Consider the following 19,498-nt stretch of genomic DNA (forward strand, 5'->3'; position numbering starts at 1 on the left):
CGGTGACGTCGTGTTTGTGCGCCCTACGATTATCAGCCGAATCCAGCTCACGGTATGGGATGATCTGGGCGGCATGAGCGTGTTCCCCGCGCCGCCCCCGCGTGACCCGACCCGCTTTGACCCTCAGCGCCACTTGCGCCCTCACATGGACAAAACCGGCCAGCCCTTCTGGCTCGATGGCGGCGAGAAGGGCTGGCCGGTTTTGTCCATGTGAGGGCGCAAGTGGCGCTGAGGGTCAAAGCGGGTCGGGTCACGCGGGGGCGGCGCGGGGAACACGCTCATGCCGCCCAGATCATCCCATACCGTGAGCTGGATTCGGCTGATAATCGTAGGGCGCACAAACACGACGTCACCGGCTTTTAGCTTATGCAGCGGGGTGTTGAAGGTGGGCAGGCGAAAATAGTAGCAGCGGCCACTGTCCGTGATTTCGCTGTAGCGCGGGTAGATGGGCTGGTTTTTGCCCAGCCAGCCTGATGTGCTTTGCAGCTGAAAATACGAGCGGTAACTGGCTGCGGCCAGCAGGCTGGCCAGAGCCGACTCAACCCGTACCCGCCAGTTACATTCGCCCAGCAGCGGCAGTTTATGGCGCACGGCATCGTAATCGGCGGCACTGGGGATGGCGCTGTCGCCGTAGTAATACACGCCCTTGTCCACATAGGGGTTGGGCTCGACCGTAATACTAAAGCCTGCCAGCTGGTTGAGCAGGCGATAGCTGGCTTCGGGCGGGTTGTCGAGCAGGTGGCCATAAAGGGGGGTGTTGGGGCTGCGCGACAGGGGGCCATCGCGCAGTAGCAGGGCGGTATCGTCTTTATAGGTATAGAAGCTGATCAGCAGGGCGGTGGCACCTATCAGTGCCCCGACAATCCCCAGCACCAGCAGGGAGTGATAAAAGGCGATGCCAATCAGCCCGGTGCCGATGGCCAGCCCGGCCATGGCGGCGGCGGTGGCCTTATCGCCCGCTGACCAGCGCTCCAGCGTATCCATCACCGCGACGGCACTGGTCAGAATAAACCCCACGGTATTAAACAGCATGGCACGGGTCAGGTAGTTGGGGATTAAATATTCACCGAATACCTTGCCCAGCAAGCGGCCAAATACCTGCTGGCGCAAGGTGCTGGCCTGCTCGGCACCGGTAATCAGCGCATGGTCCATAAACAGGGTGACGGGCTTAACCTGCCCGCGAAAGCGTTCAATATCCATGGCGATTCGCAAGGAGACGCCTACCAGGTCATACGTCGCCGAGCCTATTGAGGCAATGCTTCGTGTTAAGCGCTGGATATTTTTATTAGCCCACTCATTCTTAACATTCCATAGCTCAATCGACAGTAAAAACACCGAAATCAACGGCGACACAAACTTATTGCCGAGCAATTCACTGGCCCCTTTGGCCAGCCAGTTATCTTCCAGCGCGCGCCGTTGCAGCAGGGTATCGGCCTCACTGCCGTTGTTGGTGACGACCAGCGCAATACGGCGGCTGGGGCCGCTGACCCTAACGTCTTCCGGCTCCAGATTAAGGTTCGGCAAGGGGGTGTTGCCCTCATACCAGCGCACACTGCGGGCCGTCACGGTTCTGGCGGCGTGGGTGGTGCCCTGATTGGGCAACGGCAGGGCCGACGGGGCGGGTTGGGCGTAGTCGATGCCGATCACGCGCGCCTGAGGGTAGCCGGTAAGCGCTTCGGCCTCCAGCAGGTAGAGATCACGTACCAGAGGGGTGTCAATGAGTTTGCCCAGTGCCAGCAGGTTGCGCAGGGCATTGCCGCTGACCTCCACCTCGACACGGGTCATGCTGCTGCCGGTAATGCCAGGCAGGATGCCAAAAATCCCGCCGAAAATGGCATCAATATCATTGGCGATGCGCTTGGTTTGGGCTTTGGTATTGGCGCTGATGCCATCGCTGCCGCCGCGGGTTTCGGTCGGTTGCCCCTGCTGCTGCGCCGGGGGATGTTGTTGCTGCTCGCGCTGGTCATCCTCCTGACCGCTTTCGCTGAGGGTAGCGAGCACCTCTAACAGCGCCATGTCGAGGCTTTGCAGCGGGTCGTCGGAGGGCATCTGGCCGTCATACTGCGTAAAGCGCGCCGGGCCTTTGAAGCCGGTCACCAGCCAGGCCAGATAGCCGGGGCGGCAGCGGCCATCACCGGGGTTGTCTTCAGGCGCGGGCACATCGGCTCGGGTGAAGGGGCGCGCCAGCGGCACACTGCCCTCGGCGGGGAACAGCATCTGCGCCAGCCAGTCACCGCTGTAGTCACTAAAGCTTTTGTACAGCGCACGGGCGGGCTCACTCAGCACATCGGCACCGGGCACATGAGGGGCGTTCAAGGGGTCTATGCGCGCCGGGTTACCGGCCAGCAGTTGCAGGGTGGTGGAGACAAAATAGAACGCCCCCAGATAGTCGCTGCCGTTTTTGCTGAAGTAGTCCGGCAGGTGGGCCTTCATCAGGCCGCTGCCGAGCAGGCTGGCGGCGTGCTGCTGGGCACGGCCCAGAGCCTCTCGCGCCACCTCGCGCAAAGTACTGAACAACAATCGGGCCAGTGGCGCGCGCGGGGTGGTATCAACCATCTCGGCGTAGCTGTCATGCCAGGGGTTGGCAAAGCGCTGGGTGCTGCCGTCATCGGCTGTTTTGGCGAAGTGCTTAGCCATCACCAGGCGGTTGGTCAGCTCGGCCATGGGGTAGTGCGGCTGGCGACAGGCCAGCTCTTGCAGCAGGTTCAGATAGGCGTGGGCATGTTGCATCTGGGCATTGGCCTGACGTTGCAGGGCAAAGGGGTCGGGCAGGACAAAACCGCAAATATGCCGCTGTTTGACGGCCTGCAGGCAGTCCGTTACCGCTGGCTGGGGCTGCCACTGCGGGGGCGGGCCACTCAATACCGGCAGGGGTGGCAGGGCAGGCACCGTCAGCGCTTTACCCTTGCCTTTGTGGCCGCCGAGGCTGGGGTTGTTATAACGGTTGGCCCCGGCGCGGCTGCCAAACTGGACATTGATATACATCAGCGTGGCATTGGCCAGGGCATCGCAGGAGGTGGCCAGCTCGGTGGCGCTGTCGGTCTGATCGAGACTATAGCGCTGGTGGATGATGTTATACGCACGGTGCCATTCCTGCTGGGGCGCCTTACCGCTTAAGTCGGTCAGATACACCTCTGGCACAGCACTCAGCCACTCCTGCTCAATATGGCGTGGGCGCTGAGCGGGAAGATCATCCACCCAGAACAGGCTACCGGGCCGGTAGTGGGTATAACAGGGCTGCTGTGGCAGGGCGGTATAGACGTAACTGGGCTCGTGGCTCAGGGAGTCACTGCAGCGCACCGGCGCCAGCTGAGTGAAGTCGAGCGTATGTTCGTAATAGGCGGTGCGCTGGGCTTCGAGAAAGTTGATGCGCTCAGCGGTCAGCTGTAGCTCACTGTAAAACAGCGCGACAGGGAGCTGAGTATTGCGGACGCAGAGGGGCAACCATACTTCTTCCAGCAGTGCGCCGACAAAGTTGCGCCGGGCCGAGGTGGACAGCGGCGCCGTGACCGTGCCGCCGCGTGCGGCGAGCACATCGCTGTCCTGAAAGCGCAGGGAGCCATCGTCGGCCTGAGTGATGCGCAGCTCCCGCCACAGCCTCCGCTCACGAAACACATAGAGAAAGCCCGGCCGGCTGGCCAGTGGGGTGCCAAACTGTTCGCCCTGCACCAGCGGAATGATGGGGGCGACCACATAATCCTGTCGGCCGCCCCGGCAGGCAGACACTCTCAGCTTATCTATTTTGAGGCTGTCGTACTCATCGGTCAGGCCATCAAACAGCGGCAGGCGCAGGGTGCTTTCGCCGCCGGTGATTTCAATCCAGGTGGTCAGAGGCGGGGCGGCGGCACCGACGTTTTCCTCCCAGGTATGGAGGGTGCTGGTGCCCAGCGTCTGGCCACCTTCGCGCACTTCTACTCGGGTTGGCTGGCCTTTGCTTTCCACCTTGAGCTGCTGGGTGGTGGGATGGTCTTTACCCAGTATTTCAATGATGTAGGCGGGTTTGGAGCAACTGGTTTCATAACTCATGGGGTGTCCTCCGTGCCTGCGCCGAGCCAGTCATCAATATAGTTTTGAAAGGCGGTTGTGGCGGTTGCGCCCCGCGCTGCCTGTTCACGCTGGCGGATGACGGCATCGTGGCGGTCCAGCGCGTCGATCTGTGCCTCAGACAGGTGGAACCAGCCGTGGTTGTGTACCTGGCTGCTGCCGGATTTAACCACTGCCCCACTCGCCGTGGGAGTGTGGGCCATCCATGACCAGCAGCGGGGCAGGCTGGTATCCCAGTGGTAGTGATGCAGGCCGTATTGCTGGTGTTGCAGGGGGCTGAGCCAGGCCCAACATTCGGCAGGCCCCAGCAGGGCATCCAGCTCGTCGTCAGTGAGGGTGCTGGCCCAGCTATCGAGAATGTCGGGAGCGTAATAGCGCATTAGCAGGTCTTTACCGCGTTGCTTCATCCACACCAGGCTGCGCAGGTGGTTGACCAGCACTTCACGCTCACAGCGATAACTGATCAGCAGCGCTCCTCTTGCCCAGTCCGGGTCATTTAGCCAGCGCTGAAACAGATCGGCGTCATGTTGAATGCCGACCAGTGTCGGGGAGCAGTCATCCAGGGTGTCATCCAGTGGGGTGTTTTCATAGAGGCCGTCCCACCCCAGGTAGTGCTGGTCATCACAGACAATCGTGAGCCAGCCCCACAGGCGTGGCGTGTCAATGAGCAGGGCCAGTTTGAGGTCATGCAGGGGCAGGCGTTGCAAGGGCAGCTGCCAGCCCGGCTGAGCGAAGGCATAGCCCTGGCGCAGTATTTTGCTGGTAATGGGCTGAGGCTGGGGTGTTACTGGCCGTGGCGGCGGGATGATGCGGGTCATGCGCTTTCTCCTTTGCAGGGGCACACCGGCTCATCGCAGATAGTGGGCTGGCCGTTCTTCTGGCACACCATAATGCGTGACAGGCTGCGGCGGGCCAGGTCTGTGACTTTGCCCTGTGGGGTGGAGCCACCTGTGCTGCGGAACGATTTATCGCCAATCAGCACACTGCCTTCGCCAGCGAGAATCACGCCGCTATGGGCGGTTTTATCACCCATGCGCGCCGCTGGTCGGCCATTGATCGTGACGGTCGCAGAGCCTTCGGTGATGGTGTCGGTGCCGCCACCTGTACAGATAAGCTTGTCGCCCGCTCTGGCGGCAGGTTGCCCGGCGATGCTGACATTGCTGGAGCCGCCGTCCACGGGGCCGCCGACGTGAGGCGTGTCACCGTTGTACTGGGGGCAAAAATGATAGTGGCCGTGTGTGGCTGCGGGTTTTCCCATGATGTTCCTTCCTTTGAATCGGGTTGTCTTGTTTCGGCTTTATTTGTCAGTCCGCTGTTCAGGTATGCTGCCAGAGCAGGGCGCTGCGCCTGCCACTGGCGGAAAAGTCCAGTTGTAATGCCCGTTGCCCGGCATGGCGGCTGTCTGCCAGCAGATGTTGAGCAAACAGGGCGTGGTATGGCCCCGCTAATGCGCCCAGTTCGCCGAGGCAGGTGGCCGGGCGATGGTAGGCCGTTGTCGCGGTCAGTAAAGGAGCGATCACCGGCAGTTGTGAGCGCCACTCATTGCCATAGGCCATGCTGGGGAGCAACAGGTGAGCAATATCTTGCTGAGCAGGCCAGGCTGCCATCTGCGCAAACAGGCTGGCGGTGGCTTCGGCTCCTGATGGCTGGCGGTGAAATGGCAGATAGGCGCTGTTGGCGTGGATTGGCTCCGGGCTGAAGCTTTGCCAGTGCTGGTGCAGGTACATTCCGTTCAGCGCTGGCGCTATGGTCAGCAGGATGATGCCTTCGGTGCTGACGGCGTAGGTTTCTTCCCCTCTGCGCTCGACGGGCCGGGGGCTGTCAATGGCCAGTACTGCCGACATCTTCCCAGCCCGTAAATGGTGCAGAATGCGTGGCCAGGCCACGCTCAGGGCGGTATTGCCTGCGGCGACGCAACGCACCTTTTCGGTATGTTCATTGAGGTGCAGGCAGGCGAGCAGCGCTTCGGCCAGGGGGGTGGGGGTGTTAAGGCGACCTGTGGCCTGTTCCCCCTCGCTGATGTCTGGGGCGGCTTCCGGGAGCAGCAAGGTCAGATAAGCGCCCGTAGCCAGCACGTGTTCGATCTTTTCTCTGGCCCCTTCCAGCAGCGTCAGCAGGCGTTGTGCTGCCGTACCCTGTGCAAGCGGGCAGGCATTCAGGGTGTAGTGGTCGAGTGCTTGCCGATGCGTCTGGTCAAATACATGGGGGAGGCATGCCTGCTGCCATGAGGTGAGTGAGCCGAGCCGTATATACAACGGGGTTAAGGTGAAAACATCCGCGCCGGGCAGTGCAGGCGGTGTGACCGATGAGGTCGGGCGTGTGGTCTGACTGGTCGGGGTGTGATCGTGGCAGGGGTTATCAATCCCGCCACGCCAGCCTGTGCTGTCGTGCCAGAGGGTACTGTATCGGTTCAGAAGCATGGCAGCAAAATGGCGGTGAGCCTGATGGCCGCCACGCCACAGCGTGTCGGCATAGCGCTCCTGCTCGGCAGGGTGTGACGGCAGAGGCTGCCCGGCTAACAGTAGAGTAGGGGCAGGCCAGGGCAGGGTATAGAGCCACCGCTCCAGGCTGACACGTTTTTGCTTTGCTTCTATGGCGATCAGCTCCGCATCACTTTCATGGAAAAAGGCGGGAGAGCAGGCCGGGCTGTTCGGGTCCAGCAGCAGAAAGTGCTGGCCAAAGAGTGTCCAGAGATGATCACGGGCCGACAGGGGGGTACTGGTGCAGAGCGCGTTAAGGGCGGCAGCCGCTGACTGCACGCTCAAATCATGGGAAAACACCCGGTCTAAGGGAGACTGCCAAAGTCGTTGCTCATCCATTCTCGCTGGCAGTGCCTCGCCCAGCTGTAAACAGATGCCTGCCACTGCGGCAGGTGTCAGCTCTCCATGCTGCAACAGTGACGTAAAGTTAGCCCTCTGGTAGGTAAGAAATGGCTGCGGCTGTTCCAGCAGGGTCAGGTATTGGCGGATAACGGTGCTGGCTCCATGCCGTTGGTATATCTGCTGCCGCACGGGGGGCGTGGCCATGCAGGGGTGTTCAAGTGCCCGGCCGAGCCAGTCCTGAGCAAAGGTCTCTGATTCCAGCCATGCGCCGAGCGGTGTTTGCCCTGTCAGCAGCAGAAAATCGATCAGCCAGGGGCGCAGTCTGGGAGTGTGCAGATAGCCCTTGTCCCACAGTGATAGCGTTAAGGGGCTGTCGGCATGCAGAACGTGCCAAAGTTGCAACAAATAACGACGCTGAGCCGTGGGCGGTAGTGGCTCAAGTTCGTTGAGACGCTGCAGAAAATCATAGGCATCAAAGGCAAACAGCGCATAAAGCCAGCTGCAGGTCGGAGGTATCAGGCGTCGATGTGGGGGAAGTGTGGTGAGCAGGGCCAGCAGCTCGTCATCATGCTGTTGTAACCGAGCAAGAGACGTGGTGGCTGTCTCGGCGGCTGACCAGCGCAGATGATACCGGCTCGTGACAGCGCTTAACGTGGCGTCCAGGTCCATGTTTCAAGCAATCCTTGCTTCAAAAGGCCACTATTCTAAATTTTGCTGGCGACAATAAAAAGTATGAGTTTTAAACAGAATGAAATAAATCAGACAGGGGACTTTAGAGGGTATTTCTGAATCTACATAGCGCGTCTAGTTCCGATCATTTTCGCCCGCGAGGCCGGCACAGTGAGCCATGGCGGTGCTATTCGGCGGGGTCGGCGGGTGTCATGTACTGGCTGGGGGCCGCGCCCAGCGCCCGGCGGAACATGGCAGAAAAGGCACTGGGGCTGGCATAACCCAGCGCCGACGCAATACGGGCAATGGACTCGCCACGTGCCAGACGACACAGGGCGTCCGACAGGTGCACCTGCTGGCACCACTGGTGGTACTTGAGGCCGGTTTCCCGCGGGAACAGCCGTATCAGGGTGCGTGGGCTGGCGCCTGCCATTTCGGCCAGCTGCTCCATGGTCCGCGGCGTGCCGGGCGCTTTCATGATGGCCTGACAGGCCGTCTGCAGACGCCGGTCTCTGGGCCAGGGAATATCCACCGCCAGCGTGCCTGCTTCGGCAATCTCCATCAGCAGCAGAATGGCCATATATTCACCACGACCGGGCACAGGGTATTCCATGGGCTGGGCCAGCAGGCTGAGGATCAGCTCACGCATCAGGCCGGACACACTGATGGCCTTGACCCGGGTGCCCAACTGTTCAGCTGCGTTCTGCTCCACATAAATGGTGCGCATGTTGACCGGGCTCATCATGTTGATCTGGTGGGGCACATTCGGCGGAATCCACAGCGCACGCTGCGGTGGCAGGGTCCAGACCGAATCCGGCGTCTGCACCTGCATTACCCCGGATACGCCGTACACCAGCTGGGCGCGCGGGTGGAAGTGGCTGGCTACCTGCTCACCCTCCTGATAGTCCATGGCCAGTGCAACCACGGTACGGGGGATGGTTTGGGCTGCTCTGGCCCCCTGAGAAATGCCCAGAGGTTGTGCCGGGAAAGAAGTGCGAGGTTGAGTAGGCATGCTATTTGTCACTTTGGCGACGATGGCTGGCATTTAGGCGTCAGACGGCCAGCTTATACTGCTTTCGTACTTCATTGCCAACGCGAGTGATGGAGTGAATAAACGCCTTGCATTGCCCTTTTCTAAAACAAGCCCTTTTTACAACAACAGCCGTCATGGTCCGTGAACCAGAACCGGCGAATCCAGGTATCAGAAGGAAATGGAAAATACCCTCGACCAGTCCGCCATAGCGCCACCCGCCACCCCGGCGCGTCCTGAACCTCATGCCCGTCTTGCTGCCAGCCCGCTGGTGCTGCCGGTGGTCGCAGCAGCAAGCTTCGTGCATCTGCTGAATGATCTGATTCAGGCGACGCTACCTGCCATCTATCCGATGCTGAAAACCACCTACAATCTGAGCTTTGCCCAGATTGGCCTGATCACCCTGGTGTTTCAGCTGACGGCGTCGGTGCTGCAACCGGGTGTGGGTTTCTACACCGACAAGCATCCCAAGCCTTATCTGCTGCCGATGGGCATGCTGTTTACCTTTATCGGCCTGCTGATGCTGGCGACGGTGAACAGTTTTCCGCTGATTCTGCTGGCGTCGGCCTGTATCGGCCTCGGCTCATCCACCTTCCATCCTGAAGCGTCCCGCGTGGCACGTATGGCATCGGGAGGGCGTTTCGGTTTTGCCCAGTCGTTCTTTCAGGTTGGTGGCAATGCCGGGTCGGCGCTGGGGCCACTGTTAGCGGCGGCGATTGTTATTCCGCGCGGTCAGGGGGCGATCAGCTGGTTCTTGGTCTTTGCCGTGCTCGGTATCGTGGTGCTGACACTGGTTAGCCGCTGGGTTGTGCGTACCCATGCGGCGATGAAAGGGCGCAAAGCCGCCGTGGCCATGCACAACCTGCCCCGTGAAAAAGTGATTGCCGCTTTGCTGGTGCTCTCCGTGCTGGTGTTCTCCAAGTACATCTACATGGCCAGCATGACGAACTACTATGCGTTTTATCTGATGGATCAGTTCGGCCTGTCAGTGCAGAAAGCGCAGTTGTTTCTGTTTCTGTTCATGGCGGCGGTGGCGCTGGGCACCTTTATCGGTGGTCCCATTGGTGACCGGGTAGGGCGTAAGGCGGTGATCTGGGTATCGATTCTCGGTGTGGCGCCCTTCACCCTGATGCTGCCCTACGCCAACCTGTTCTGGGCATCCGTATTGACGGTGATCATCGGCATTATCCTGTCGTCGGCCTTCTCCGCCATTGTGGTGTTCGCTCAGGAGCTGGTGCCGGGCAAGGTCGGGCTGATCGCCGGGATTTTCTTTGGCCTGATGTTTGGCTTCAGTGGTATTGCCGCAGCGGCACTGGGTCAGCTAGCGGATATGACTAGTATTCGCTATGTGTTTGAAGTCTGTGCCTTCCTGCCCCTGCTGGGCATCTTCACTGTGCTGTTGCCGAATATCGAGCAGCGTTAAACCACCGACTGATGGCATAGCGCTGTCGCGGAAGAAGGCATAGCACTGCTGCAGATGCAGATATAGTGCTGCCGTGGAAGGTAACCATAGTCCTGCTGTAAGCCCCGAACGGTCTGACTCGTTCGGGGCTTTCTTACTGTTCCAACGTTGTTGCAGCTCCAGCGTTCCTGCATTTCCAGCTTTGCCTGTTCGCCTTTTGGCGACTGCCCTGAGTGGTTTGGCGTCGATTTGACGCAGGCATCTTGTTCGTGTGTCTACAAACATTACTCTTGCACTCATAAGAAGCCGCTGAACGCTTTTTACAGGCACCCAGTTCAACTATCCAGCTCCGCAGTTCGGTTTAACCGTCGCCTTACGTTTGTCGTTCACCTGTGCTTTACCTCTGCGTTTGATCGGCGCAGCGACTATTTATTTCAGATGCCACAAGCTTAGGGACAGCATGCTTCTGGCATTCATCCGAGAGATGAGAGAACGCCAACCATGTTCGGTTCCAGCAAACTGAAAGAAGAAATGAGCGCGCTGCGTACCACCCTCACGGGTAAGCAGCAGGTCATTGATGCCATCAACGATAATGTCGCGCTGATCGAGTTCACCCCCGAAGGCCACATCATCTCGGCCAACGAGCTGTTCTTGCAGGCGATGGGCTACAGCCTGAGCGAAATCACCGGCAAACATCACGCCATATTCTGCGAAGGGGACTATGCCAAATCGGCGGAATACCGCGAGTTCTGGCAGGATCTCAAGCGAGGCAAGTCCCATGAGGGGACCTTTGTCCGCCTGACCAAATCCGGTCAGGCCATCTGGCTGCAGGCAAACTATTTCCCGATCAAGGGTGACAACGGCACGGTCACCAAGGTGGTGAAGTTCGCCTCGGATGTCACCGTCAAGGCCAAAGAGCTGTTCCAGCAACGAGCCATCTATGAGTCCATCAACCGTTCGATGGCGATCATCGAATTTGAGCCCGATGGCACCATCATCACCGCCAACAACAATTTTCTTGCCACCATGGGTTACTCGCTGAAGCAGATTCAGGGACAGCACCACCGGATGTTCTGCGAAGACAGTTTTTACCGTGACAACCCCAGCTTCTGGAAGGAGCTGGCCAACGGCCGCCTGAAAAGCGGTCAGTTCATGCGTATCAACGCCCAGCACCGCCCGGTATGGCTGGAGGCCACCTACAACCCGATTCTCAGTGGCCAGGGCAAGGTACTGCGGGTGATCAAGTTCGCTACCAATATCACCGAACAGGTTGAAAAGTCGCAGCAGGCCCGTGCGGCGGCAGAACTGGCCAACGTCACTGCGCTACAGACCAATCAGGTAGCCCGCGATGGGCGTCAGCGCATGCAATCCTCCATGAACATGGTGGGCATGATCGGCGACAAGATTCGCCATACCGATGACATCATTGCCCGTCTGAATGAGCAGGCACGCGGTATTGCCAATATTGTTTCCACTATCAGCGCGGTGGCTGATCAGACCAATCTGCTGGCGCTGAATGCGGCTATCGAGGCGGCGCGGGCAGGTGAGTCAGGCCGTGGTTTTGCGGTGGTGGCCGATGAGGTGCGCAAGCTGGCGGGCCGTACCAGTGCCGCGACGACCGAGATCAACTCGGTGGTGCAGGGTAATTTGCAGATTTCCCAGCAGGTGTCAGATGCGGTCAATGAGATCGGCACGTTCAGTGAGCAGAACCGCAGCGAGATTGAATCCCTGATGGCGCTGATGGAAGAAATGGAAGAGGGCGCCCAGAAGGTGCTGGATGCGGTCAGTCATATCGACCACTGAGACCGGTCAGGCTGACGCTGGCCCTGAACATGCTCTGAATCTTGAATGTAAAATGCCCGGGTGATCATTCTCCCGGGCTTTTGTGTCTGCGCCGTTCAGCGGACGCTATGAGCGGTGTCTGCCAGTTACGAGGCTTTGCGCTTGTCGTAGACGTGGCAGGCTTTGCCTTCCGAGCGCTTCAGGGTGTAGCTGGGGTTGAGCACGATCCGTGAGCTGATGCCGATATGGGATTTGATATGGTGGCTCAGTTCGCGGCTGACGTTGTTGCGTGCTGATTCATCCAGCTCACCTGCTTCGGCCCGCAGTTCCACATGCACTTCGATGCTGTCCATGTTGCCCTGACGGAAGACGTGGATTTCATAGCACTCAGCCAGCTGCTTGACCTTCAGCACCTGCTCTTCGATTTGGGTGGGGAACACGTTCACACCACGGATGATCAGCATGTCATCGCTGCGGCCGGTGATCTTGTCGATGCGCCGCATTGGACGGGCCGTGCCCGGCAGCAGACGGGTCAGGTCGCGGGTACGGTAGCGCACCATGGGCAGCGCTTCCTTGCTCAGCGAGGTAAAGACCAGCTCGCCCATTTCACCGTCAGGCAGCACTTCACCGGTGAGCGGGTTGATGATTTCAGGGTAGAAGTGATCTTCCCAGATCGTGGGGCCGTCTTTGCTTTCGTAACACTCCATCGCCACGCCCGGCCCCATCACCTCAGACAGACCGTAAATATCCAGCGCGGTAATGCCCAGACGCTGCTCGATCACGCTGCGCAGCTCGCCGGTCCAGGGTTCCGCACCAAAAATACCCAGACGCAAAGCCAGCTTGTGCGGGTCCACACCCTGACGATCCATCTCGTCGGCCAGATTCAGCATGTAGGAAGGGGTGACCATGATGATATCGGGCTGGAAGTCCCGGATCAGCTGCACCTGCTTCTCGGTTTGCCCGCCTGACATGGGAATCACTGTGCAGCCCAGTTTCTCGGCACCGTAGTGTGCCCCCAGTCCGCCAGTGAACAGACCGTAACCATAGGCAACGTGCACCTTGTCACCACGGCGGCCACCTGCAGCACGGATGGACCGCGCCACCACGTTAGCCCAGGTGTCGATGTCATTCTGGGTGTAGCCGACCACCGTCGGTTTGCCGGTAGTGCCGCTGGAGGCGTGCAGGCGCACGACCTGATCCATCGGAACGGCAAACATGCCATAGGGGTAGTTGTCGCGCAGGTCGCTCTTCACCGTGAAAGGGAAGCGAGACAGATCATCAAGGCTGCGCAGGTCATCCGGATGGACGCCCAGCTCATCAAATTTCTGTCGGTAGACCGGCACGTTGTTGTAAGCGTGGGAGAGGCTCCAGCGAAGGCGGTCAAGCTGATGCTGGCGCAATTCATCAATACTGGCGGTCTCCAGCGGATCAAGCTGGACGGTATTTTTGTTCTGCATTTTCACGACTTCACTCTGGTTGTTTTTGTATGGCCAGGTGCTGGCTCGAGTGCTGAGACACATTGTGCCTGCAGTGCTCCGGCGGCGAAAGCGTTCTGCCTGACCCTGAGTTTTTTCAGTGTAGCCGTCGAAAGTGATACTTAACAATAGAAAAAAATAAAAATAGCGTATCTAAAAAGTCTAATAACGGGGTGTTGTGATGCACAATGTGGGTAGTTGTGAGGGGCATAATACCAAGGTTTAACTGTGCTAAGTGATTGAATTTGCACATTGTGGAAGCGTATTTACCCCTCTTGTTTGCTGGAAGGGATACGCAAAAATTCATTTTTATTGATTTTTATGTGTCAAATGTGGACTATGACTTCCGAAGGTGACACGTAATCGCGCGCCAAACTGCTAATTGCTGTAACACATAACTGTTTTATGACTGCAACATCGGTGCTTGCTCATGCAGGTGCTGAGGTGGGGTCAGTTAAACAGGTGTCAGCAGGCAGGTGATTCCCGTGTCACTGACCGGCAGCCTGGCTGCCCGTCGCTGAAACCACACAACAAATACAAGAACCCTTGGGAGTCACAGATGAAATCCATCCGTTTAGCTGCGGTGATGGCTGCTGCCATGCTGGCAGGTACTGCTCAGGCTGCTGATACCTTCGTCCTCAAATTTGGTCACTTCCTTCCTGCTACCTCGCATCACCAGCGGCTTATTTTTGAACCCTGGTGTGAAAAGCTGAAAAGCGAGTCTGCCGGGCGTCTGAGCTGTCAGCTCTATCCTTCCATGCAGCTGGGCGGCACACCGGCCAAGCTGGCTGACATGGTGCGCAATGGTGTGGCGGATATTGTCTGGACGGCCCCGTCCTATTCACCGGGCAAATTCCCGCGTATTGAAGCGATGGAACAGCCCTTCATGCTGCCCTACGGCGCCCGCAAGAGTAATCCGATGGTGTGGAAGTTCTATGAAGACTACGCCAGAGATGAGTTTACCGATTACAAGGTACTGGCCATGCACAGTGACGGCGGCATGGGCATTCATACCGCACGTAAGCCGGTCAAAGTGCTGGCGGATCTGAAAGACATGAAGCTGCGCGCCTCCAACCGTTCTTCAGCCAAGCTGATTGAAGCACTGGGAGCAACACCGGTTTCCATGCCACCGGCGCAGATGACCGAGTCCATCTCCAAAGGCGTGATTGATGGGGTGCTGTTCACCTGGAACGCCATGCGTGACGTCAAGGTCAACGAAGTGACGCACTTCCACACCGAGCCTTCAGCCAATCAGCCTGCGCTGTCCAGCACCGTGCTGACCATGCTGATGAACAAGAACACCTTTAACCGTCTGCCCGACGACCTCAAGGTCATCATCGAGCGTAACAGCGGACCGGCACTCAACGAGTTTATCGGTGAGGTATGGGACGGCGAGATGGATGCTGCCTTCAAACAGACACCGGCCAGTGAAATTGTGCAGATGAGCGATGCCGATTATCAGGCCATGCAGACGGCGGCAGCTCAGGTTGCCGACAACTGGGTCAAGGAAGTGGATGGTAAGGGCCTGGATGGCGAGGCACTGCTGAAAGGCGCACGCGCCATCAGCCAGATCCAGTAACCAGTCAGGTAACAGGTAATGAACGAATCGATCTCCCTTGAGCGGAGTACCGATTGGCTGCGCGGCTGGTATGGCCGCGCACTCTATCAGCTCTGCCAGTCGTGGGCGCTGCTGGGTGGTGTTGTGCTGGTGGCATTGATGGTGATGTCGCTGGTATCCATCTTCGGGCGCAAGCTTTTTTCTGCACCTGTACACGGTGATATTGAACTGATGGAAATGGGGGCCGCCGTGGCCATCGCGGCGTTTCTGCCTCTGTGTGAAATGCGTGGCCACCATATCAAGGTGGATGCGTTCACGGCCTGGCTGCCCAGGGTGGTGAGCCGTTATCTGGATGCGCTGGCCCATCTTTGCTGCGCGCTGGCGGCGCTGATCCTGACCTGGCGTACCGGCCTGCAAATGCTCGACAGCCGCGAATACGGCGATGTCACCACCTTGCTGTCGGTGCCGCTATGGATTCCGCTGCTGATGATACTGCCCAGTCTGGTACTGCTGGCAATGGCGGCACTGCTGCGCAGTTATCTGTGTGTGACTGACCAGCAGGGGAGGGATGAAGGATGAGTGGACTGACACTGGGACTTTCCGCGCTGGGTGTCCTGCTGATCCTTCTGATGCTGCGTATTCATGTCGGCGTGACCATGCTGGTCGGTGGTGCGGTGTGCTTTCTGGTACTGAATCAGGGCGACACCAGTGCGCTGCTGTACACCCTCAATAATCTGGCCTATTCACGGCTGTCCAACTATGACCTGGCGGTGATCCCACTGTTTGTGCTGATGGGTCAGTTTGCCACCCACGGTGGTCTGTCACGGGCGATCTTCGCCTGTGCTTCGGCCTTTGTCGGCCACCTGCGTGGCGGTCTGGGTATGTCAGCCATCGGTGCCTGTGCAGGCTTCGGCGCTATCTGCGGTTCGTCGCTGGCCACCTCGGCCACCATGAGTCAGGTCGCCCTGCCTGAGCTGCGCCGTCACAACTATTCTGGCCGGCTGGCGACTGCCACGGTTGCGGCAGGCGGCACGCTGGGCATTCTGATCCCACCGTCTGTACCGCTGATCATCTATGCCGTGCTGACGCAGGAGTCCATTGCCAAACTCTTTGTCGCTGCGGTGCTGCCCGGTGTGCTGGCGGTGGTGGGTTATCTGCTGGTGTCACGCATCATGGTGGCACGCGAAGGCGGGGCGGAGAATATTCCCCGAGCCAGCCGTGCCGAACGGGTCATGGCCCTGCTGCGGGTGTTGCCGGTGGTGGGTGTGTTTCTGGTGGTGATCGTCGGTATCTACGGTGGCTGGTCCAACCCGACGGAAGCGGCCTCCATCGGTGCTGCTGCCTGCGGCATTCTGGCTTATATGCAGGGGGGGCTGCGCTGGCAGGGGCTGCGCGCCTGTCTGCTCGGGACCGCCGAAACCACCGCGATGATCTTTCTGGTACTGCTCGGCGCTGATCTGCTGACCACCGGGCTGGCACTGACACAGCTGCCTGCTGAACTGGCGGACTGGGTCAAAGGCAGTGGCCTGTCACCGATGCTGGTGCTGGTGGCGATTCTGGTGCTCTACATCCTGCTCGGTTGCGTGATGGATTCGCTGGCGATGATTCTGCTGACCATCCCGATTTTCTATCCGCTGATCATGGGGCTGGATTACTTCGGCATGACCGAAGCACAGAAATCCATCTGGTTCGGCATTCTGGCACTGATGGTGGTGGAGCTGGGGCTGATTACGCCACCGCTGGGGATGAACCTGTTCATCGTGCAGCGGGCGGCGGGGGATGTGAGCTATCAGGAGACCGCGCGCGGCGTCTGGCCCTTTATTGCCTCTGATCTGGTACGCATTGCCCTGCTGGTGATGTTCCCCGGCATCAGCCTGTATTTGCTGGGGTTGTAGCAGGAATACCTCCCGGCATTGATGAGCACGTGTTGCCCTGTTGAACCGGCCCCTTGTACTGAGGTGGCCGGTTTTTTTTCTGCTCAGCCAATGGTGAACGGCTTCCCGAGCTGCTCGGTAGCTCACTGACTGATCCCACCTTCCCGAGCGCAGCCGTGGTGCACTTACCGCCACGGCGCTCCCGACGCTCGATCATTTACGCCTTGTTTAGCGCCATCACACCGCTGCTGATGCCCGTGCTTGCGGAGAAAGTTCACTTGCTTCAGTGGCTTAGCTGATCTGGCGCAGGCTTTGCTTTTCCTATCGGGAAACTAAAAGTCATGAGGCTAAACATGACCCAGTCTATATCCGTCCCGCTAACGGTGTTTGAACAGCTCACTCCCCAGCAGCAGCTTGAGCATCTGCATTCCGTCGCCGAGCGTGCGCTGGCCTGCTGGGGGCTACGCTCGGGGGCCGGGTTAACGCTGCTGAGCCTGTCGGAAAATGCCACCTTCAGGGTCAGTCGCGCCTGTCACAGTGAGCCGCTGATTATGCGTGTACATCGCACCGGCTATCACAGCCGCGAAGCGATTCGCACCGAGCTGGCCTGGATGGCCGCCCTGCAGCAGCAGGCCGGGGTGCAGACGCCGCAGGCGCTGGCGGGCAGCAATGGGGAGATGATCCAGAGTGTGAAAACCCTCAATCTGGAGGAAGAACGCTTTGTGGTGATGTTCCATCTGATTCCCGGTGTCGCGCCGGATGAAGCCGAGCTGATTGCGCCCTTCAAACGACTCGGTGCCGTCACCGCGCGGATGCACAACCATGCCCGCGGCTGGGCGCGGCCTGCCTACTTTGAACGTCTGATCTGGGACTATGACGGCTGTCTCGGGCAGCGCAAACATTGGGGTGACTGGCGTGATGGCCCCGGCCTTGATCAGGCGGGCAAAGCACTGCTGGAGCAGGTCGATGAGCTGCTGCATACCCGGCTGTTGCGCTACGGCATGGGGCATCAGCGTTTCGGGCTGATTCACGCAGACCTGCGTCTGGCCAATCTGCTGGAGTCGGACGGAGATACCCGTGTCATCGACTTTGACGATGCCGGGCTGGGCTGGTTTCTCTACGATCTGGCCGGGGCGGTCAGCTTTATCGAGACACGGGCCGACCTGCCGCAGCTGATCGATGCCTGGGTGGCAGGCTACCAGACGCAGGGCCAGTTGAGTGCGGCGGATATCGCCGAAATTCCCACCTTTATCATGTTACGTCGCCTGACCCTGCTGGCCTGGGTGGCCTCCCACGCCAATACCGAGCTGGCCCAGTCACAAGGCGAGGCATTTACCACAGGCACCGTTGAGCTGGGCCGGAAATATCTGCAGCAGATGCGCGTGGAAACGGCCGAAGCCCTTCAGTACGCCATGCTGACGGACACCCTCTATGGATAATCGCGCTGCTATGGACAAGCCTGCTGCAATGGATAAGCCTGCTGCAATGGATAAGCCCGCGGCGATCAAACCGATTCTGGAGCAAAACGCCTTCCAGCCCGGCGACCGGCTCGAACCGGCGACGGCACGGCTGGTTGAGAAACGTCTGGCGACACTCGGGCCAACCACCATGCTGTTTTACCGGCAGCCGCTGGAAATTGTGCGCGGTGAAGGCGTGTGGCTGTTCGACAGTCAGGGCAGGCGCTATCTGGATGCCTACAACAATGTGCAGGTGCTGGGGCACTGCCACCCGGCCGTGGTGGAAGCGGTCAGCCGCCAGCTGGGGCAGCTGAATATTCACACCCGCTATCTGGATGACGCCATCCATCACTATGCCGAACAGTTACTGGCCAGCTTGCCGGTAGCGGACGGGCGGCTGGTGCTGACCTGTACCGGCAGTGAAGCCAATGATCTGGCCCTGCGGCTGGCGCGGCAGTGGACAGGTCGTCAGGGCGTTATCGTCTCGGCGGCGGCCTATCACGGCAATACCGAGCGGGTGACGGAGGTGTCGCCGTCTTCCTACAAAACCGGTCAGCCTCCGCCGTGGGTGGAGACCATCTCGCTCGAACCCCTGAATGATCCGCACACGGATGCCCGCCAGTGGCTGCAGCAGGAAACTCAGCGCGCACTCTGTGCGCTGGCCCGGCGCGGTTATGACTGTGCGGCGCTGCTGATCGACAGCATTTTTTCTTCAGATGGCATTTATGCTGACCCGCCGGGCTTTTTACAGCCCGCGGTCGAGCTGGTGCGCGCGGCCGGCGGCGTCCTGATTGCCGATGAAGTGCAGCCTGGCTTTGGTCGCACCGGTGAGGCGTTATGGGGTTTTGTGCGCCATGACCTGCAACCGGAGATCGTGACCTTCGGCAAACCCATGGGGAATGGCTTCCCTGTCGCCGGTCTGGTGGCGCAGCAACCCATGCTGGCCCGTCTGGCGCAGCAGCAGGGCTATTTCAATACCTTCGGCGGCAGCAGTGCGGCCATCGCCGCGGCTCAGGCAGTGTGGGATACCCTCGAAAAGGAACAGCTGCAGCGCAATGCCGCGCGCACCGGCGCCTATTTCAAACAGCAGCTGCAACAGCGTCAGCAACGCTGGCCGGTGATCAGTCAGGTACGGGGCAGCGGCCTGTTTATCGGTGTCGACCTGAGCCGTGCCGATACGCAGACCGAGCCTGATCCGCAGTTGACCGGACGCCTGATCAACGCCCTGCGTGAGCAGGGGGTACTGATCGGCGCCGCAGGCAGGCATGGCGCTACCCTCAAAATTCGGCCACCGCTGTGCTTCAACCAGCAGCATGCTGATCTGTTTCTCAGCCATTTCGATACCGTGATGAGTGAGCTGCTGGCAGGCTGATGCTGCCGCAGGT

The 19,498-nt window shown here is 59.5% G+C and carries 14 protein-coding genes; 8 read left to right on the forward strand and 6 right to left on the reverse strand.

All coding sequences use genetic code 11. The annotated features are described in order from the left end of the window. Window positions 1-214: hypothetical protein (locus tag WH50_RS26690; RefSeq protein ID WP_207780401.1), on the forward strand; the 214-nt coding region annotated here is incomplete at its 5' end. On the opposite strand, the gene WH50_RS19460 is transcribed toward WH50_RS26690, so the two are convergent. The 5 genes from WH50_RS19460 to WH50_RS19480 form a co-directional block, all read right to left on the reverse strand. Then, window positions 142-4,026 carry a hypothetical protein gene (locus tag WH50_RS19460; RefSeq protein ID WP_110188954.1) on the reverse strand — a complete coding sequence of 1,295 codons (3,885 nt, stop codon included), beginning with the start codon at window positions 4,024-4,026 and terminating at the stop codon, window positions 142-144. The genes WH50_RS26690 and WH50_RS19460 overlap by 73 nt on opposite strands. Next, window positions 4,023-4,862: a DUF4123 domain-containing protein gene (locus WH50_RS19465; protein WP_110188955.1), complete on the reverse strand. Its 840-nt coding sequence runs from the start codon at window positions 4,860-4,862 to the stop codon at window positions 4,023-4,025. The genes WH50_RS19460 and WH50_RS19465 overlap by 4 nt, the downstream gene beginning before the upstream one ends. After that, window positions 4,859-5,302: a PAAR domain-containing protein gene (locus WH50_RS19470; protein WP_110188956.1), complete on the reverse strand. Its 444-nt coding sequence runs from the start codon at window positions 5,300-5,302 to the stop codon at window positions 4,859-4,861. Before WH50_RS19470 ends, WH50_RS19465 begins: the two co-directional genes overlap by 4 nt. 58 nt (window positions 5,303-5,360) lie before the next feature. Beyond that, entirely contained in the window at window positions 5,361-7,535 is a 2,175-nt protein-coding gene (locus tag WH50_RS19475) for a hypothetical protein (protein WP_110188957.1), read from the reverse strand. A 187-nt stretch (window positions 7,536-7,722) separates the two neighbouring features. Then, window positions 7,723-8,547, reverse strand: coding sequence for an AraC family transcriptional regulator (locus WH50_RS19480; protein ID WP_110188970.1), 825 nt, complete (start codon window positions 8,545-8,547; stop codon window positions 7,723-7,725). Window positions 8,548-8,746: 199 nt separating this feature from the next. Between WH50_RS19480 and WH50_RS19485 the strand changes: the two genes are divergently transcribed. Next, a complete protein-coding gene (locus WH50_RS19485; protein ID WP_110188958.1) occupies window positions 8,747-9,988 on the forward strand; it encodes an MFS transporter in 1,242 nt (413 codons plus the stop codon). Window positions 9,989-10,468: 480 nt separating this feature from the next. Further along, window positions 10,469-11,770 (forward strand): methyl-accepting chemotaxis protein, encoded by a 1,302-nt coding sequence (locus tag WH50_RS27180; protein WP_110188959.1) that lies wholly within the window; start codon window positions 10,469-10,471, stop codon window positions 11,768-11,770. Between the two features lie 125 nt (window positions 11,771-11,895). Here WH50_RS27180 and paaK read toward each other — a convergent pair whose 3' ends face one another. Then, on the reverse strand, window positions 11,896-13,206 hold the full coding sequence (gene paaK / locus WH50_RS19495; RefSeq protein WP_104156987.1) for a phenylacetate--CoA ligase PaaK: 1,311 nt from the start codon (window positions 13,204-13,206) through the stop codon (window positions 11,896-11,898). A 577-nt stretch (window positions 13,207-13,783) separates the two neighbouring features. Here paaK and WH50_RS19500 point away from each other — a divergent pair. The 5 genes from WH50_RS19500 (at window position 13,784) to WH50_RS19520 (ending at window position 19,485) form a co-directional block, all read left to right on the forward strand. After that, window positions 13,784-14,803, forward strand: coding sequence for a TRAP transporter substrate-binding protein (locus tag WH50_RS19500; RefSeq protein WP_110188971.1), 1,020 nt, complete (start codon window positions 13,784-13,786; stop codon window positions 14,801-14,803). A gap of 18 nt (window positions 14,804-14,821) precedes the next feature. After that, a complete protein-coding gene (locus tag WH50_RS19505; RefSeq protein WP_110188960.1) occupies window positions 14,822-15,361 on the forward strand; it encodes a TRAP transporter small permease in 540 nt (179 codons plus the stop codon). Further along, window positions 15,358-16,677, forward strand: coding sequence for a TRAP transporter large permease (locus WH50_RS19510; RefSeq protein ID WP_104156967.1), 1,320 nt, complete (start codon window positions 15,358-15,360; stop codon window positions 16,675-16,677). Before WH50_RS19505 ends, WH50_RS19510 begins: the two co-directional genes overlap by 4 nt. Window positions 16,678-17,009: 332 nt before the next feature. Next, the gene (locus WH50_RS19515) at window positions 17,010-18,095 is read left to right on the forward strand and encodes a phosphotransferase enzyme family protein (protein ID WP_165838486.1); all 1,086 of its coding nucleotides are present in this window, start codon (window positions 17,010-17,012) and stop codon (window positions 18,093-18,095) included. Further along, window positions 18,088-19,485 carry an aspartate aminotransferase family protein gene (locus WH50_RS19520; RefSeq protein ID WP_243410184.1) on the forward strand — a complete coding sequence of 466 codons (1,398 nt, stop codon included), beginning with the start codon at window positions 18,088-18,090 and terminating at the stop codon, window positions 19,483-19,485. Before WH50_RS19515 ends, WH50_RS19520 begins: the two co-directional genes overlap by 8 nt. Window positions 19,486-19,498 lie beyond the last annotated feature (13 nt).

This window comes from Pokkaliibacter plantistimulans (assembly GCF_003194385.1).
Classification (GTDB): domain Bacteria; phylum Pseudomonadota; class Gammaproteobacteria; order Pseudomonadales; family Balneatricaceae; genus Pokkaliibacter; species Pokkaliibacter plantistimulans.

Coding starts and splice junctions, on each gene's coding strand:
- WH50_RS19480 (WP_110188970.1), bottom strand. CDS start 8,547: ATGCCTACTCAACCTCGCACTTCTTTCCCGGCACAACCTCTGGGCATT.
- WH50_RS19505 (WP_110188960.1), top strand. CDS start 14,822: ATGAACGAATCGATCTCCCTTGAGCGGAGTACCGATTGGCTGCGCGGC.
- WH50_RS19515 (WP_165838486.1), top strand. CDS start 17,010: ATGACCCAGTCTATATCCGTCCCGCTAACGGTGTTTGAACAGCTCACT.
- WH50_RS19520 (WP_243410184.1), top strand. CDS start 18,088: ATGGATAATCGCGCTGCTATGGACAAGCCTGCTGCAATGGATAAGCCT.
- WH50_RS19465 (WP_110188955.1), bottom strand. CDS start 4,862: ATGACCCGCATCATCCCGCCGCCACGGCCAGTAACACCCCAGCCTCAG.
- WH50_RS19500 (WP_110188971.1), top strand. CDS start 13,784: ATGAAATCCATCCGTTTAGCTGCGGTGATGGCTGCTGCCATGCTGGCA.
- WH50_RS19475 (WP_110188957.1), bottom strand. CDS start 7,535: ATGGACCTGGACGCCACGTTAAGCGCTGTCACGAGCCGGTATCATCTG.
- paaK (WP_104156987.1), bottom strand. CDS start 13,206: ATGCAGAACAAAAATACCGTCCAGCTTGATCCGCTGGAGACCGCCAGT.
- WH50_RS19510 (WP_104156967.1), top strand. CDS start 15,358: ATGAGTGGACTGACACTGGGACTTTCCGCGCTGGGTGTCCTGCTGATC.
- WH50_RS19470 (WP_110188956.1), bottom strand. CDS start 5,302: ATGGGAAAACCCGCAGCCACACACGGCCACTATCATTTTTGCCCCCAG.
- WH50_RS19460 (WP_110188954.1), bottom strand. CDS start 4,026: ATGAGTTATGAAACCAGTTGCTCCAAACCCGCCTACATCATTGAAATA.
- WH50_RS19485 (WP_110188958.1), top strand. CDS start 8,747: ATGGAAAATACCCTCGACCAGTCCGCCATAGCGCCACCCGCCACCCCG.
- WH50_RS27180 (WP_110188959.1), top strand. CDS start 10,469: ATGTTCGGTTCCAGCAAACTGAAAGAAGAAATGAGCGCGCTGCGTACC.